Raw genomic sequence first — 14017 nt, forward strand, 5'->3', positions numbered from 1 at the left:
AACGTACTGGCCATGGTGGCGTGTGCATGCAGCATCTCGGTGGCAGGCGAGCGGTGCCGTTTGCGCGCGGTGCAGTGCGCGGCACGTGGCCTGGTCAGCATGGCAGGGCATGCAATCCGGGCGCGGTCGGTGCCATGAGCCTGCAGGTGGCGCAGCTCAATCTGCTGCCGACTCCCGCCGGCCTGACTGCCGAGCAGGTGTTCGCGCAGTGGCCATCGCTGGCCGATATCGCCGAGGCCGTCGCCAGTGCCGGGGTGCGCGTATCGGTGGTCCAGGCCTCTGCACTGAACCTGCGGCGCACTCGCCAGGGCGTGGATTACCGCTTCGTCGAGCTCGGCGCGCGCGGCAGTGCGCAGCGCGCCGGTCTGCTTGCTGCGATGATGCGCGAGATCGGTGCCGATGTGGTCCACATCCACGGCCTGGAATTTGCCGGCGATGCACGCCGTCTCGCCCGCCTGCTGCCGCAGATGCCGATCCTGCTGCAGGATCACGCCAACCGCCCGCCGCACTGGTGGGCCCGCAGTGTGTGGCGCCTACGCTACGCGGCCGCCGCCGGGATCGCGTTCACCGCGCAGGAGATGGCGCAGCCGTTCGTCCAGGCGCGCCTGTTCAAGGCAAAGACGCAGCTGTTTGCGGTTCCCGAATCGAGCAGCCGCTTTTCGCCGGGCGATCGCCTGCAGGCACGCGAGCAGACCTGTCTGCATGGCGACCCCTGCGTGTTGTGGGTCGGGCACCTGAGCGCGGCCAAGGATCCGTTGTGCGTGCTCGATGCCGTCGCCATGGCCGCCCGCGTGTTGCCGGGGCTGCGGCTGTGGTGCGTGTTCGACCAGGCGCCGTTGCTGGAGCAGGTGCGGCAGCGTCTGCGCGCCGATCCGCTGCTTGCACGCTGCGTGCAGCTGCTGGGCAGGGTGCCGCATGCCCGCGTGGAAACCCTGTTGCGTGCCTGCGACCTGTTCGTCTCCGCCAGCCACGCGGAGAGCTGCGGTTATGCCGCGGTGGAAGCCTATGCCTGCGGCACGTTGCCGCTACTGACCGATATCCCGTCCTTCCGTGCGCTCAGCGATGGCGGGGCGGTCGGCGCGTTGTGGCCGGTCGGCGATGCCTCGGCCCTGGCGGACCTGCTGCTGCGCGTCGTCCGGCAACGCCCCGATCGCGCACAGGTGCGCGCGCATTTCGATGCACGGCTGTCGTTTGCCGCCGTGGGGCAGCGCTGGAAGCGAGCGTACATCCAGCTGCTGGCCGCCGCGCCAGGGCAAACCGCATGAAACTGGCCCTGGTGGTTCCGGGCGGCGTGGATCGCAGCGGCGAGGTCCGCGTGATCCCGGTATTCCTGACCCTGATCGAATGGCTGGCGCGCCAGCACCAGGTGCATGTGTTCGTGCTGCACCAGGAGCCGCTGCCCGGCACCTGGGCATTGCGTGGCGCCACCGTGCACAACATCGGCGCGCGCCGCACCCGCACGCGTGCGATCGCCGCCATTGCCGACGAACATCGTCGTGCTCCGTTCGATGTGATCCAGGCCATCTTTTCCGGCTATTGCGGTCTGGTCGCCGTCGCCGCGGCACGGCTGTTGCGGCGTCCAAGCGTGGTGCATATCGCCGGTGGCGAGCTGGTCGCGTTGCATGGCATCGGCTACGGCGGCCGGCGACGTTGGCGCGGGCGCCTGCGCGAAGCGGTGATCCTGCGCCTGGCCGACCGCGTCACCGCGGCCAGCGCGCCCATCCTCGCGTCGCTGCAGGCGCTCGGCATCCATGCGCAGCGGGTGCCGTTGGGCGTGGATCTGCGTGCCTGGCCGCCGGCCGCGCCACGTGCACGCACGGGCGGCATCGCCCGCTTGCTGCATGTGGCCAGCCTCAATCCGGTCAAGGACCAGACCACCTTGCTGCAGGCGATGGCAGCGCTCAAACGCGCCGAGGTCGCCTTTACCCTGGACATGGTCGGCGTCGATACGCTGGATGGCGCCATGCAACGCCTGGTGCAACAGCTCGGCCTGGGCGCGCAGGTGCGTTTTCTCGGTTTCAAGACCCAGCGCGAGCTGCGCCCGATCATGCAATCGGCCGACCTGCTGGTGCTGTCGTCCTTGCACGAAGCCGGACCGCTGGTGCTGCTGGAAGCGGCGGTCGCCGGTGTGCCCACCGTCGGCACCGCGGTCGGACACCTGGTCGAATGGGCACCGGTGTGCGCACTCGCGGTGCCGCCGGGCGACTGGGCCGGGCTGGCAGAAGCCGTCCGCCAGGTCTTGGCCGACGACGAGCTGCGCTTGCGCCTGGCCTGGGCAGCGCAATGCCGCGCGGTCCGCGAGGACGCGGCGTTGACCACGCGGCTGTTCGAACAGCTGTATCGGCACCTGTGCGAGGCGCGGCCGCTGCGCTGACTGCGGCGCAATGACGCAGATCGCATCAGCCGCAAGGCAACGCGCGTGGTGCAGCAACGAGGCTGCCAAACAAGACGTGGGGACGTGATCGCAACGGTGATCGGCTGCACAAGCGCCAGCCTGCGCGCCTGCTGCGGGCCTGCGATCGCCAACAAAGCTGCTGCGAGCAGCCGATAGCTGGGTGCAGGCGGCGCCCGGACTCGGACGCTGCGGCGGACACCTGCCGACTCCGGGCAGGCCGTGCCGACCTGACGCTGAGCGCAGCAGCGGTGTCCGCCGCGCTCAGGCCGGCTGCAGATAGCCGTCCAGCGCCGCACGCACCACATACAGCATGTCGGTGCGCGGCACCGGCCGGGTCAGGCGCGTCATCACCCGGCGCAGCTGGGTCTGCCGCACCCAGGGCTGGCCCTGGAGCCACAACTGGGTCTGCAGCATGTCCGCCCGTTCCTTGCGGCTCTCGGCCGTCGGCACCACGCGATTGCGCAGGTACTGTTGCGCTTCGCCCAGCGAGCGTGACCATTCGATGCCGGGCAGGGCGGACAACCACAGGTTGGAGCACGAGGCACTGGTCAGGGTCTGGCGGGCCGCACGCATGCGCAGCACGCGCGGGCACCCGGCCTGCAGCCGCGCCATCACCGCCGGCGGCACCACGCTGCGGTAATAGCGTTGCAGCAGCAGCAGCGGCGGCAGCGCCCACCACGGCGCTACGGCCGGGTCGTCCCACAACTGGTCCCAGTCACGCGGCCCCATGCGCGTGGCCAGCAGTGCCAGGTCATGCAGATGCATCAGGCGGATGCTGCGGTGGCAGATGCCGCCGGCCGCATGCAGCAGCAGATGGCACATCAGCGCGCCGACCGACGGGTAGGGATTCAATCCCGGCTGCGGCCGCTCGGGCAGGATGCACGCGGTGATGTCCACGCTGCGCAGCGGCAGACGTTCCTGGATGCGGGTATGCAGCTCGAGATTGATCGGCGCATCGCGATGCTCGCCCAGCCCCGCCACCGCCTCGCCATGCAGCGGCTTGAACACCTGGTGCTTCCATTGTTCGAAGCAGGCCACGTAACCGAGTTCGCACAGCAGCGCCGCCGCCGCGGGCGCATCTTCCGGCGCCACCAGCAGATCGACATCGGCCATCGGCCGATCGCCGGGCAGGTAGACGCCGAGCCGATGCAAGGCGGTGCCCTTGAGGCCGACCAGGGCGATGCCGGCCGCACGCGCTGCCGCGTCGATGCGAGCCAGCAGCAGCGCGATGCGCCGATGACGGTCTTCGACATGGTTGCGTTGCTCACTCAGGAACGCGGTCCAGTCTGCGTCCTGCCACAACGAGCGGCGTTGCAGCAGCGGCGACACGCCATGCGCTGCAGCCGCTGCCGCAGCCAGTTGCCATTGCAGCCGGTCCCACTGCGGCACCGCTGCGCCGGGCTGCGCCAACTCCCTGGCCAGCCGTTCGGTGGCCGTGCGCAGGCCGTGCTTGATGGTGCGAAGGGAAGGCTGCATGCGGCTGTGATCCGAAGGGCGAGGTAAGGGGGGGAAGCGAGGTCGGCGCCTTGCGCGCTAGCCGACCAGCACGCTGGCCAGCTGGCGCGGTTGGCGTTCGACAGCGCCGGCAAGCGGCGCGGTGCGATGCTGCCGTTCGCTGGCGATCAAGGCGGACCAGCGCGCTTCCAGCGTCTGCGAGGCCTGCGCAAATGCATCGGCACCCAGCGTGGCACGCGCCTGCTGCAGGTCGACCTGGGTGTGCAGCAGGTCGCGCACGCTGCGGTAGAACTCCGAGTCGTAGGCGCCATGGAACATCATCGCCAGGTCGTCGCTGTCCTGCCAATGGGTCTTGCCGCCCAGCTGGTTCTTCACTTCCTCGTAGAACTTGGTGCCGGGCAGGGGATAGGACACGCTGACGCCGATGATGTCCGGGTTGGCCTGCGTCACCAGTGCGCGCGTGGCCAGGATGTCCTCGAGTTCTTCGCCCAGATAGCCGAGTTGAATGAAGAAGCCCACACGGATGCCGTGTGCGCCCAGGCGCTGGCGTGCGGCGATCACCTCGCCAACCTCGGTGCCCTTGGTCATCCTGTCCAGGATGCGCTGGCTGCCGCTCTCAGCACCCAGCCAGGCCTCGGCGCAGCCGGCGCGCGCCAGCGCAGCGGCCATGCGCTCGCTGGCCAGGTCGGCACGGGTCTGGATGGTGAACGGGATCGCGCCATCGGCCTCGCTCAGGCGCTGCGCAAAGGTTTCCACCCAATCGATATGGAAGCCGAAGATGTCATCGGCCATCCACAGGTGATCGGGCTGGAAGCTGCGCTTGAGATGGATCATTTCGGCAGCCACGTCGTCCGCAGCGCGGCGCTTGTAGTGATTGCCCCAGATCGGTTTGGCGCACCAGTTGCAGCGAAACGGGCAGCCCCGTGAAGCGGCCATGTTCAGGCTGAAATAGCCGTGCCGTTGCTGCCAGAAACGCCGATAGCGCGGCATGTCGACCAGGTCCCAGGCCGGCAGGCCGCTCAGGCGCGCGTCCGGTGGTTGCGCGCCGGGATGCACGCGCGTGGCGGCAGGTTGCGCGGTGGCGAGACGTGCCACGCCGGCCAGCCAGGCGTCGCCGTCGATGTCCGGATCGGCTTCCAGCCGTTCCATCAGCGTAAGCAGCGGTGCGATCCCTTCGCCGACCAGCACCGCATGCGCGCCGGCGTCCAGGAACACGTCCGGGTTGTCGGACGCATCGGAGCCGGCGACCAGCACGCGGCAACCGGCGGCACGTGCCTGCGCGATCATGCGGCAGGCGGCCTCGCGCATCCGGCTCAGGCACATCTTGGTGAGGAAGTTGAAGTTGTCTTCGTAGAACACCACCACATCCGGCTGCGCCTGGTGCAAGGCGCCGTCATACTCCTGCACGTCCTCGGCCAGCATCGCGTCGAACAGGCTCACTGCATGCCCACGCTCACGCAGCAGCGCCGCGACCTGCAGCGTCGCCAGCGGTGGATAGGGTTTGCCGCGCTCCCATTGCTTGGGGTCGTAACGCAGGAAATACGAATGACTGACCTGGATCTTTAGCATCTGCACAAGGCTCTCGTTCTGTCGCCAGGTGGACGCAGCGGTGGCGTGCGCAGACACCGGCATTCGGCTCGGCAGTAGGTGCGGATGCAGGCCGCTTTGGTTGTGCGGATGCGCACCCGGTTGCCGGCTCGCGTCGGGTATGCGCGTCGATGCCGGCCAGGCAACCTTTCCCTTACCGATCGGCACATACCGGCTGATCGATGCAATGGATGGAACGGCATGCCGCAGTCGGCTGCGTTGGCGCAACTCCTGCCGGTGGGCGATGACGCACGTTCCGGCACGCCGGATGCGACGGCAGCAGATCCCTTTGGCGAACATCGGCCGCGTCGGCATGGCGTGCGCCGGCAGATCCTCGGCGCGCTGTTTCACTTCGATAGCGACAGCGAGGCGCTGCTGGCGTTGGTGGACCACGCCTACGCGGGCCTGCCCGCGCATCGCTTGCCGGGTGCGCCGGAGTTCCATGTCACGCTGGATCTGGTGACGCGCGGGCACGCGCCACCCGGCGCAGAACCGCCACCGGTGCGCACCCATGCCAGCGGCGGCCTGCTGTGTGGCGTCATGGATGCCTGCAATTACCTGATGCTGTCGGTGCCCGCGCGCTGGGCCATGCTGGTGATCTCCGACGACATGCTCGCCCACGCCTATCACGTGCGGTATGAGCTGATCGAATTTGCCGTGTTCCTGCTGGCCGCGCGCGGCATGGGCCTGGTGCCCCTGCATGGCGCATGCGTGGGCCGGCACGGACGCAGCGTGCTGTTGCTCGGTGCCAGCGGCGCCGGCAAATCGACCCTGGCGCTGCACAGCCTGTTGCATGGCCTGGACTTCATCGCCGAAGACGGCGTGTTCGTGGCGCCGGAGAGCCTGCTCACCACTGGCGTAGCCAACTTTCTGCACCTGCGCGCCGGCGCGCTGGGCCTGGTCGACGCGCAGACCCGAGCCTGGATCAGCGCCTCGCCGACCATCCGGCGCCGCAGCGGCGTGGAAAAGTTCGAAATCGATATTCGCCACGGCCGCGCGCAGCTGGCGCGCGCGCCCCTGCCGTTGTCTGCGGTGGTGATGCTGTCGGCGACGCCGGCGAGCGATCCCGCGCAGTTGCTGCTGGCGATGCCGGCCGAACGCATCGCCAATTGCCTGGCAGGCGATCAGCCGTATGCGGCAAGTCAACCGGGCTGGCCGCGCTTTGTCGAGCAGGTGCAGCGCATCGGCATGTTCACGTTGCGCCGCGGTTTGCATCCGCAGGCCTCGCTGCACGCGCTGCTGCAGGTGTTGCGGTGAGCGCATGCGCGCGGCCGCCGCACGCATGCGTCTGCAGGGTCAACGCCATGCGGCATGCCGCATGCCACCGTGCGCCCCACACGTGACTGAGATACGCGCCGCTGCAGAGCGCAGGCCCATGCGCGCGATGTGGCGCGATTTCGTCGGCACGCTGGTGCCGGCGGACGTGCCGACCATTGCGCTCTACGTCGGCGTATCGCTGCTTGCCGCACTGGCCGGCAGCCTCGTCGCGGTCAGCCTGGTGCCGCTGGTGCAGCCCGGGCACGCCGTCCGCCTGGCCGGCTACGCGCTCGCCTTACCGCAGGCCCTGGCGATGCAGGTGGCGCTGTTCGTGGCTGTGAGCCTGGTGTTTGCCGCACTGCGTTGGCATGGCGCAGGGCTGGCCGCGCGGCTGACCAGCCGCTACGCGATCGGGCTGCGCCAGCGCGTACATGCCGCCTTGATCGATGCACCGCTGCCTGCGCTGTCCGGCGCCAGCTCGGCGGAAATCGCCAATGTGCTGACCTACAACATCGAAATCGCCACCCAGGGCTTCGGTGCGGCATTGCAGCTGCTGGTGGCCGGCATGACCGCCCTGGTGAGCCTCTGCATCGCGGTCATGATCGCGCCTGCGTTACTGATGGCGGCGCCGTTGCTGCTGGGGCTGGCGTGGCTGGGCCTGCGCATCTCCAGCAGCGACAAACAGGCGCGCATCAGCCGCGATTATGTGGCCGACATGACGCAGCTGTTCTGGTTGAGCGAAGACTTCCCGCGTCGCCTGCGGCATGTGCGCTCGTTCCAGCGCGAAGCGCTGGAAACGCGCCATTACGAACGCATTTCCGCACGGCTGGGGCAGGGCTATGCGCAGCAGCAGGCGCTGGTGGCAGGCAGCCGGCTGCTGCTCGAAGCCACCGCGGTGGCGGCAATCGCCGCCATCCTGGTGCTGGCCAACCTCTGGCAGGGCGCGGACCGCGCTGCGCTGATCACCGTCAGCCTGCTGCTCGGGCGCCTGCTGCCGTATCTGGTCAGCACCCGCCAGAGCGTGCAGCAACTGCGCTCGGCCTGGCCGGCGTTGCAGTTGTGGCGGCGCTATGCGGAGTTGGGCACGCCGCGCGCGCACACGGCGGCCGCGCCGGCAGCACCGCTGCCAGCAGCCGTGCATCTGGAACACATCGGCCTGGCGCCGCCGTTGCCCAGGCTCGATCTCGCGCCGATGCTGCTGCTGCCCGGCGAACTGACCCTGGTGGTCGGGCCCTCCGGCGTCGGCAAGAGCAGCCTGATGGACGTGCTCTCGGGTCAGACTGCGCCGGCGCAGTTCACCGCGCACATGGGCGGGCGCCGGCTGGATTTTGCCGCGTATCGCGCCCTGGTACGGCATGGCGCCTACCTCGGCCAGGGGGTGCGGCCGTGGCAGCGCACGGTCCGCGCGTGCCTGGACTGGGCGTTGCCCGGCGCTCCCGATGCGCGCATGTGGGAGGTGCTGGGCGACGTCGGCCTGAGCGCGCGCCTGCGGCGCGACGGGCAAGGCCTGGACAGCCCGATCAACGGCCAGGACGGGCGGCTGTCCGGCGGCGAGTCGCAGCGTCTGCTGCTGGCCCAGGTGCTGTTGCGCCAGCCGGCCCTGGCGGTACTGGACGAGGCCACCAGCGCACTGGATGCAGAGGCCGAACAGCAGCTGTTGTGCATGCTGCGGCAACGCCTGCCGCAGACCGTGCTGGTGGTGGTCTCGCATCGCACCAGCCTGGCGGCGGTGGCCGATCGCACGGTAGCCCTGGGCGTTGCGCCTGCCGCGCAGCCCGCCGTCCACGGTGATGCGCTTGCAAGCTCAGGCGCGTAATACCACCTGGCTGGATTGGGTCGGCACCACGCTCAACCGGCAATCTCTTCCAGCGCACGGTTGCGCGTGCGGGGGCCGAACAGCGCGATCACGCCGGCCACGATCGACATGCTGACCACGATGAAGGCCAGTACGCCATGGCTGCCGACCTGGGCGAGCAGCCAGCCGATCAGCACGCTGCTTACCGCCGTGGAAAGGCGGCTGAAGGAATAGCAAAAGCCCACTGCCCGCGCGCGCAGCCCGGTGGGGAACAGCTCGGCCTGATAGCCGTGATAGGCAAAGCTCATCCAGGCGTTGCAGAACGCAATCATCGCCCCGCACACCACCATGCCGATTGCCTGGTGCTGCTGCGAAAACAGCACGCCAAACAGCACCGCGCCCAGCGCCGATGCGGTGATCTGCCATTTGTTCTCCCAGCGCTGCGCAAAGCGCAGCAACAGCAGCGGCGCCAGCGGGTAGGCCAGCGAAATGGCAAAGGAATAGCCCAGGCTCCTGGTCACGCCGGTGCCTTGCGCCGAGATCAGGGCCGGCAGCCAGTTGCCGAAGCCGAAAAAGCCGATCGCCTGAAAGATGTGGAACACCACCAGCATGCCGATGCGCCCGCGATGGGGCGCCCGCCATAGCGCCGCAGTCTGTACGCCGCCGGCCGGCGAGGGGACAGGCAACTGCGGTGCAGCCAGGGGCGCGCCCAGATCGCGCGCGCAGCGCGCTTCGAGCTGGCTCAGCACCGCATCGGCGTCGGCATGGCGTCCCTGCGCTGCCAGCCAGCGCGCCGATTCCGGCAAACGGCTGCGCAGCCACCAGATCGCCAGTGCGAACACCCCGCTCAGCAACACCACCCAGCGCCATCCGCTCACCCCCAGCGGTGCATGCGGCACCAGCAGCCAGGCGGTCAGCGCCACTGCAGGCACCGCCAGAAACTGCACGAAGAATGCAAACGCGAACGCGGCGCTGCGCATATGCCGCGGCACCAGCTCGGACAGGTAGGTGTCGATGGTGACCAGCTCGATGCCCAGGCCGATCCCGACCACCAGGCGCAGCACGATGACGCCGGCGGCGGTGTCCTGCAGGCCCATCGCCACGGTCGCGGCGGTGTACCAGACCAGGGCGAAGGTGAACACCGGCCGGCGCCCGAAGCGGTCGGCGAACGGGCTCAACAGGGCGGCGCCGACGAACAGCCCCAGAAACGTCGCCGCCGCAAACGCGGCCTGGTCGGACATGCCGAATGCGCCATCGGCACCGCTGGCAAAGATGCCGTCGCGGATCAGCCCGGGGCTGATGTAGGCGGTCTGGAACAGGTCGTACAACTCGAAAAAACCGCCCAGCGCGAGCAGGCCGACCAGCCGCCACAGGGTGGCGCTTGCCGGCAGCCGGTCGATCCGCGCGGCGATGTGCAGGGTGTCCGAAGCGGGGTCAAGCGGAGCGGTCGAAGCCATCGTCATGCAGGCGCTGCCAGTGCGGTGACCATCATAGCCAGCAACGGTGTCACCCGACGCCCATGCTTCGTGGCCTGGCAACTGCATTCGCAGGCGAGCCAACGCGCGCAACACACCGACAGCCATCGCGCGTAGCCGTAAGCCCCTCCCACCGGGGCGAATGCATGGCTTGCGCGCTGTTGCCGCGCGTGCAGTGCAGTGCCGGTGCAACGAAGCGCGGGCCCGGGCACGGAGCGGGGGAGTGTCCAACTGCAGATCCTCCCGTTGTTCGACCACTGGAATGCTGTAATCCCCCCAGCGCCACCTGGGCAGGTGGCAAAGTCGCCTGGCCAGCCCCATCTCTTGCACATCATTCATTCCCCGGAGTCATCCGATGACGCCCATTTCCGTGCTCGACCTGGCGCCGGTCTGCGAAGGCAGCGACACCACCCATGCCTTCGCCAACATGCTCGATCTGGCCCAGCACGCCGAGCGCTGGGGCTACCAGCGTTACTGGCTGGCCGAGCACCACAACATGCCGGGCATCGCCAGCGCCGCCACCGCGGTGCTGATCGGCCACGTCGCCGGCGGCACCAAGACCATCCGCGTCGGTGCCGGCGGCATCATGCTGCCCAACCATGCGCCGCTGCAGGTGGCCGAACAGTTCGGCACGCTGGCCTCGCTGTATCCGCAGCGCATCGACCTGGGCCTGGGCCGCGCGCCCGGCACCGACCAGCCGACCGCGCGCGCCCTGCGTCGCTATTTCGACAGCGCCGACCATTTTCCGCAGGACGTAGCCGAGCTGTTGCGCTACTTCGCGCCCGCCGTGCCGGGGCAACTGGTGCAGGCAGTGCCGGGCGCCGGACTCGACGTGCCGGTATGGCTGCTGGGCTCCAGCCTGTTCAGTGCGCGGCTGGCCGCAGCGATGGGCCTGTCGTTCGCGTTTGCTTCGCACTTCGCGCCCGATGCGATGGACGAGGCAGTGGCGATCTACCGCCGCGAGTTCCGCCCGTCCGCGCAGTTGGCCAAGCCGCACGTGATGCTGGCCTTGAACGTGGTGGCCGCGGAGACCGAAGCACAGGCACGCCGCCTGTTCACCACCCAGCAGCAAAGCTTCGTCAACCTGCGCCGCGGCAAGCCGGGCAAGATTCCCGCGCCGATCGACGACATCGACAGCTTCTGGCAGCCGCACGAACGTGCCGGCGTGGAGCGTGCGCTGGCCTGCACGGTGCTGGGCGATGCCGAGCAGATCGCGCGGGGCGTGGCCGAGTTCATCGAGCGCCATACGCCGGACGAGTTGCTGTTCACCGCCAACATCTACGACCATGCCGCGCGTCTGCGTTCGTTCGAAATCGCCGCCATGGCCTGCCGCGAGCTGGACGTGACTCCTGCGTGATTCACGTCGCTTTGCGCGGCGATCCGCTCAGATGCATGCACCTCCATTGGGAAGACCAGCATGCAATTTCAGGAACGCAGCGAGAGCATCAAGCAGTTGGCGGAATTGATCCACGGCGTGGACATCGCGATGTTCACGACCGTGTCTGCCGACGGCAAGCTGGTGAGCCGGCCGTTGGGCACGCAGGAAGTCGAATTCGATGGCGACCTGTGGTTCGCCACCGCCGCCGACAGCCCGAAGGTGGCCGAAATCGCTGCCGATCCGCGCGTCAACGTGGCCTATGCCTCGGCCTCGAAGAACAGCTACGTGTCGGTCGCCGGCACCGCACGCGTGGTCGATGACCGCGCCAAGATCGAGCAGCTGTGGTCGCCGGCGATGAAGGTGTTTTTCCCCGGCGGCAAGGATGACCCCAATCTGCGCCTGATCCATGTGCGTGCCGAATCGGCCGAGTACTGGGACGGCCCGAGCGGGCTGCTGGGCAAGGCACTGTACTTCGTGATGACGGCAGTCACCGACGACACCGGCAGCCTGTCCGACAACCGTGTGGTCGATCTGAAGTAACCGCGACGATCAGGGGCCGATCGTCTCGCGCATCAGCGCCAGGCGGCCGGCCACCAATCGCGCACCAGATCCAGCAGCTGGTCGGACGTGACCCCGAACACCGCCACCGAAATCAGCGCAGCGGCCCAGCCCACCAGCAGCAGCGCGCCGTCGCGCTCGAGCAGGGCCAGCGCGAACAGCAGCAGGATCAGCCCGAAGAGGTAGTTGGTGAACGGGATCGGCAACGTCAGCAGGACGCCGACCAGCACCAGCAGCACGCCCGTGAACATCTGCGCCGGAATCCGGTCCAGCATGCCGTGCAGGCGTGGCTTGAGCAGCCGGTCCAGGCGTTGCAGCGTCGGCGCAAGCCGCGCGACGAAACGCTGGCTGGTGCTGCGGCGCGGCCCGCGCTCGCCGATGAAACGCGGCACCCACGGCTTGCGCAGGCAGCACAGCATCTGCAGCCCGATCAGCACCGTCAGCGGGCCGCTGATGCCGCCGGCCACGCCGGGAATGGGAATGAACGAGGGCAGGATCGCCAGGAACAGAAACACGCCGAATGCGCTCTGCTGCAGGTCGGCCAGGATCTCGCGTACCCGCAACACCTGCGCAGGATCGCCCTCGCTGAAGGCCGCCAGCAGGCTGCGGATGCCTTCGTTGCGATAGCGCATCTGCGCGCCGTCCGCTCCATCCGAGGGCGGTACGCGGTTATCCGACGATGTCATCGCTGCCCTCGTCGCCGACACGGCTCAGCAGCAGCTTGTCCACGCGCGCGCCATCCAGATCGACGATCTCGATGCGCCAACCGGCCCAATCGAAGAATTCGCCCGCCTGCGGAATGCGCCCGAAGTAGTAGATGCACAGGCCGGCCAGCGTGTGATAGTCGCCTTCGTCGGCTTCCGGCAGTTCGGCGCCCAGCACTTCGCGCAGTTCCTCCACCGGCAGCGACCCGTCGATCAGCAGCGAGCCGTCGGCGCGCGTGACCACCAGCGCATCCTCGTCGGTGTTTTCCACCGCCTGCAGACGGCCGACCACCGCACCCATCAGGTCGCTGATGGTCACCAGTCCACGGATCTCGCCGTATTCGTCCACCACCAGCGCCATCGACTGCTGTTCTTCGCGAAAGATCTCCAGCAGCTTCATCGCATGTGTGGACTCGGACACGAACAAGGTATCGCGCAGCGCCTGGAAAAGATTCTCGCCGTGCCCACCCATGCGCGTGACCAGCGACTTGACCTCCAGCACGCCGGCGATGTCCTGGTCGCTGCCGCGGTAGACCGGGTAGCGCGAGAATTCGTGCTCGCGCATCACCTGCAGATTGCGTTCCGGCTCGGCATTGGCATCCAGCCAGGCGATGCGGTTGCGCGGGGTCATCAGGCTGTCGGCGGTGCGGTCGCCCAGCCGCATCACGCGATTCATCATGTCGCGCTCGTGCGCATCGATCACGCCGGCCTCGTGGCTTTCGGCCACCAGCATGCGGATCTCCTCTTCGGTCACCGATGCCGATTCGTCCTTGCCCATGCCGAGCATGCGCAGCACCAGCCGGGTCGAGCGCGCCAGCACCCACACGCCGGGCGCGGCGATTTTCGCCAGCCAGGCCATCGGCACCGCAACCACCCCGGCGATGTCCTCGGAGTTGCGCAGCGCCAGACGCTTGGGCACCAGTTCGCCGAAGATCAGCGTCAGGAAGGTGATCAGCGCCACCGCCAGCGTGCTGCCGATCACCACCGAATACGGGCGCGGCTTGCCGACCAGCTCGAACGAGGCCGACAGTGCCGGGAACAGCCCCTGCAGCCAGCTGCTGATGGCCTCGCCGATCGCCTCGCCACCGAACACGCCGGTCAGGATGCCGATCAGGGTAATGCCGATCTGCACCGTGGACAGGAAGTTTTCCGGGCTTTCGGCCAGTGCCAGGGCACGCGCAGCGCGCTTGCTGGAGCCGGCCATCTGCTTCAGCCGGCTCTTGCGCGAGGTCATCAGGGACATTTCCGACATCGCGAAGAAGCCGTTCAACAGGATCAGCGCGATGACGATCAGAAACTCAACCACGGGCGTCTTCCCCGGTCAGTGAAGGGGAGGGCGGGCGAGCACTGGGTTGGCCGGCGCGCACAAGGGCGGGGCGGCAACGGGGGAATATAGGGTCGTCTTCCATAGGG

Annotated in this window: 11 protein-coding genes; 6 read left to right on the top strand and 5 right to left on the bottom strand. The window is 68.5% G+C overall.

All coding sequences use genetic code 11. The features are described from left to right. The first annotated feature begins 134 nt into the window (after nucleotides 1-134). Both EO170_RS00740 and EO170_RS00745 read left to right on the top strand, forming a co-directional pair. Nucleotides 135-1265: a glycosyltransferase family 4 protein gene (locus EO170_RS00740; protein WP_126941803.1), complete on the top strand. Its 1131-nt coding sequence runs from the start codon at nucleotides 135-137 to the stop codon at nucleotides 1263-1265. After that, nucleotides 1262-2374 carry a glycosyltransferase family 4 protein gene (locus EO170_RS00745; RefSeq protein ID WP_126941805.1) on the top strand — a complete coding sequence of 371 codons (1113 nt, stop codon included), beginning with the start codon at nucleotides 1262-1264 and terminating at the stop codon, nucleotides 2372-2374. The genes EO170_RS00740 and EO170_RS00745 overlap by 4 nt, the downstream gene beginning before the upstream one ends. A 282-nt stretch (nucleotides 2375-2656) precedes the next feature. On the opposite strand, the gene EO170_RS00750 is transcribed toward EO170_RS00745, so the two are convergent. Further along, entirely contained in the window at nucleotides 2657-3871 is a 1215-nt protein-coding gene (locus EO170_RS00750) for a nucleotidyltransferase family protein (protein ID WP_126941807.1), read from the bottom strand. Nucleotides 3872-3928: 57 nt separating this feature from the next. Continuing rightward, entirely contained in the window at nucleotides 3929-5482 is a 1554-nt protein-coding gene (locus EO170_RS00755) for a radical SAM protein (RefSeq protein ID WP_126941809.1), read from the bottom strand. A 156-nt stretch (nucleotides 5483-5638) separates the two neighbouring features. Between EO170_RS00755 and EO170_RS00760 the strand changes: the two genes are divergently transcribed. Both EO170_RS00760 and EO170_RS00765 read left to right on the top strand, forming a co-directional pair. After that, a complete protein-coding gene (locus EO170_RS00760) occupies nucleotides 5639-6694 on the top strand; it encodes a serine kinase (RefSeq protein ID WP_126941811.1) in 1056 nt (351 codons plus the stop codon). A 118-nt stretch (nucleotides 6695-6812) separates the two neighbouring features. After that, nucleotides 6813-8510, top strand: a complete 1698-nt coding sequence (locus EO170_RS00765) for an ABC transporter ATP-binding protein (protein WP_126941813.1) — start codon at nucleotides 6813-6815, stop codon at nucleotides 8508-8510. Between the two features lie 32 nt (nucleotides 8511-8542). On the opposite strand, the gene EO170_RS00770 is transcribed toward EO170_RS00765, so the two are convergent. Continuing rightward, the gene (locus EO170_RS00770) at nucleotides 8543-9952 is read right to left on the bottom strand and encodes an MFS transporter (protein WP_164740855.1); all 1410 of its coding nucleotides are present in this window, start codon (nucleotides 9950-9952) and stop codon (nucleotides 8543-8545) included. A 367-nt stretch (nucleotides 9953-10319) separates the two neighbouring features. Here EO170_RS00770 and EO170_RS00775 point away from each other — a divergent pair, with 367 nt between their 5' ends. Next, nucleotides 10320-11321, top strand: coding sequence for an LLM class flavin-dependent oxidoreductase (locus EO170_RS00775; protein ID WP_104582876.1), 1002 nt, complete (start codon nucleotides 10320-10322; stop codon nucleotides 11319-11321). 60 nt (nucleotides 11322-11381) lie between these two features. Further along, nucleotides 11382-11882 carry a pyridoxamine 5'-phosphate oxidase family protein gene (locus tag EO170_RS00780; protein WP_126941815.1) on the top strand — a complete coding sequence of 167 codons (501 nt, stop codon included), beginning with the start codon at nucleotides 11382-11384 and terminating at the stop codon, nucleotides 11880-11882. A 32-nt stretch (nucleotides 11883-11914) separates the two neighbouring features. On the opposite strand, the gene EO170_RS00785 is transcribed toward EO170_RS00780, so the two are convergent. After that, nucleotides 11915-12586, bottom strand: a complete 672-nt coding sequence (locus tag EO170_RS00785) for an exopolysaccharide biosynthesis protein (protein ID WP_164740856.1) — start codon at nucleotides 12584-12586, stop codon at nucleotides 11915-11917. Next, the gene (locus tag EO170_RS00790) at nucleotides 12570-13910 is read right to left on the bottom strand and encodes a hemolysin family protein (RefSeq protein WP_104582877.1); all 1341 of its coding nucleotides are present in this window, start codon (nucleotides 13908-13910) and stop codon (nucleotides 12570-12572) included. Before EO170_RS00790 ends, EO170_RS00785 begins: the two co-directional genes overlap by 17 nt. Between the last annotated feature and the right edge of the window lie 107 nt (nucleotides 13911-14017).

The sequence above is a fragment of the Xanthomonas sp. BRIP62409 genome, assembly GCF_003992965.1.
In the GTDB taxonomy this organism is placed as follows: domain Bacteria; phylum Pseudomonadota; class Gammaproteobacteria; order Xanthomonadales; family Xanthomonadaceae; genus Xanthomonas; species Xanthomonas euroxanthea.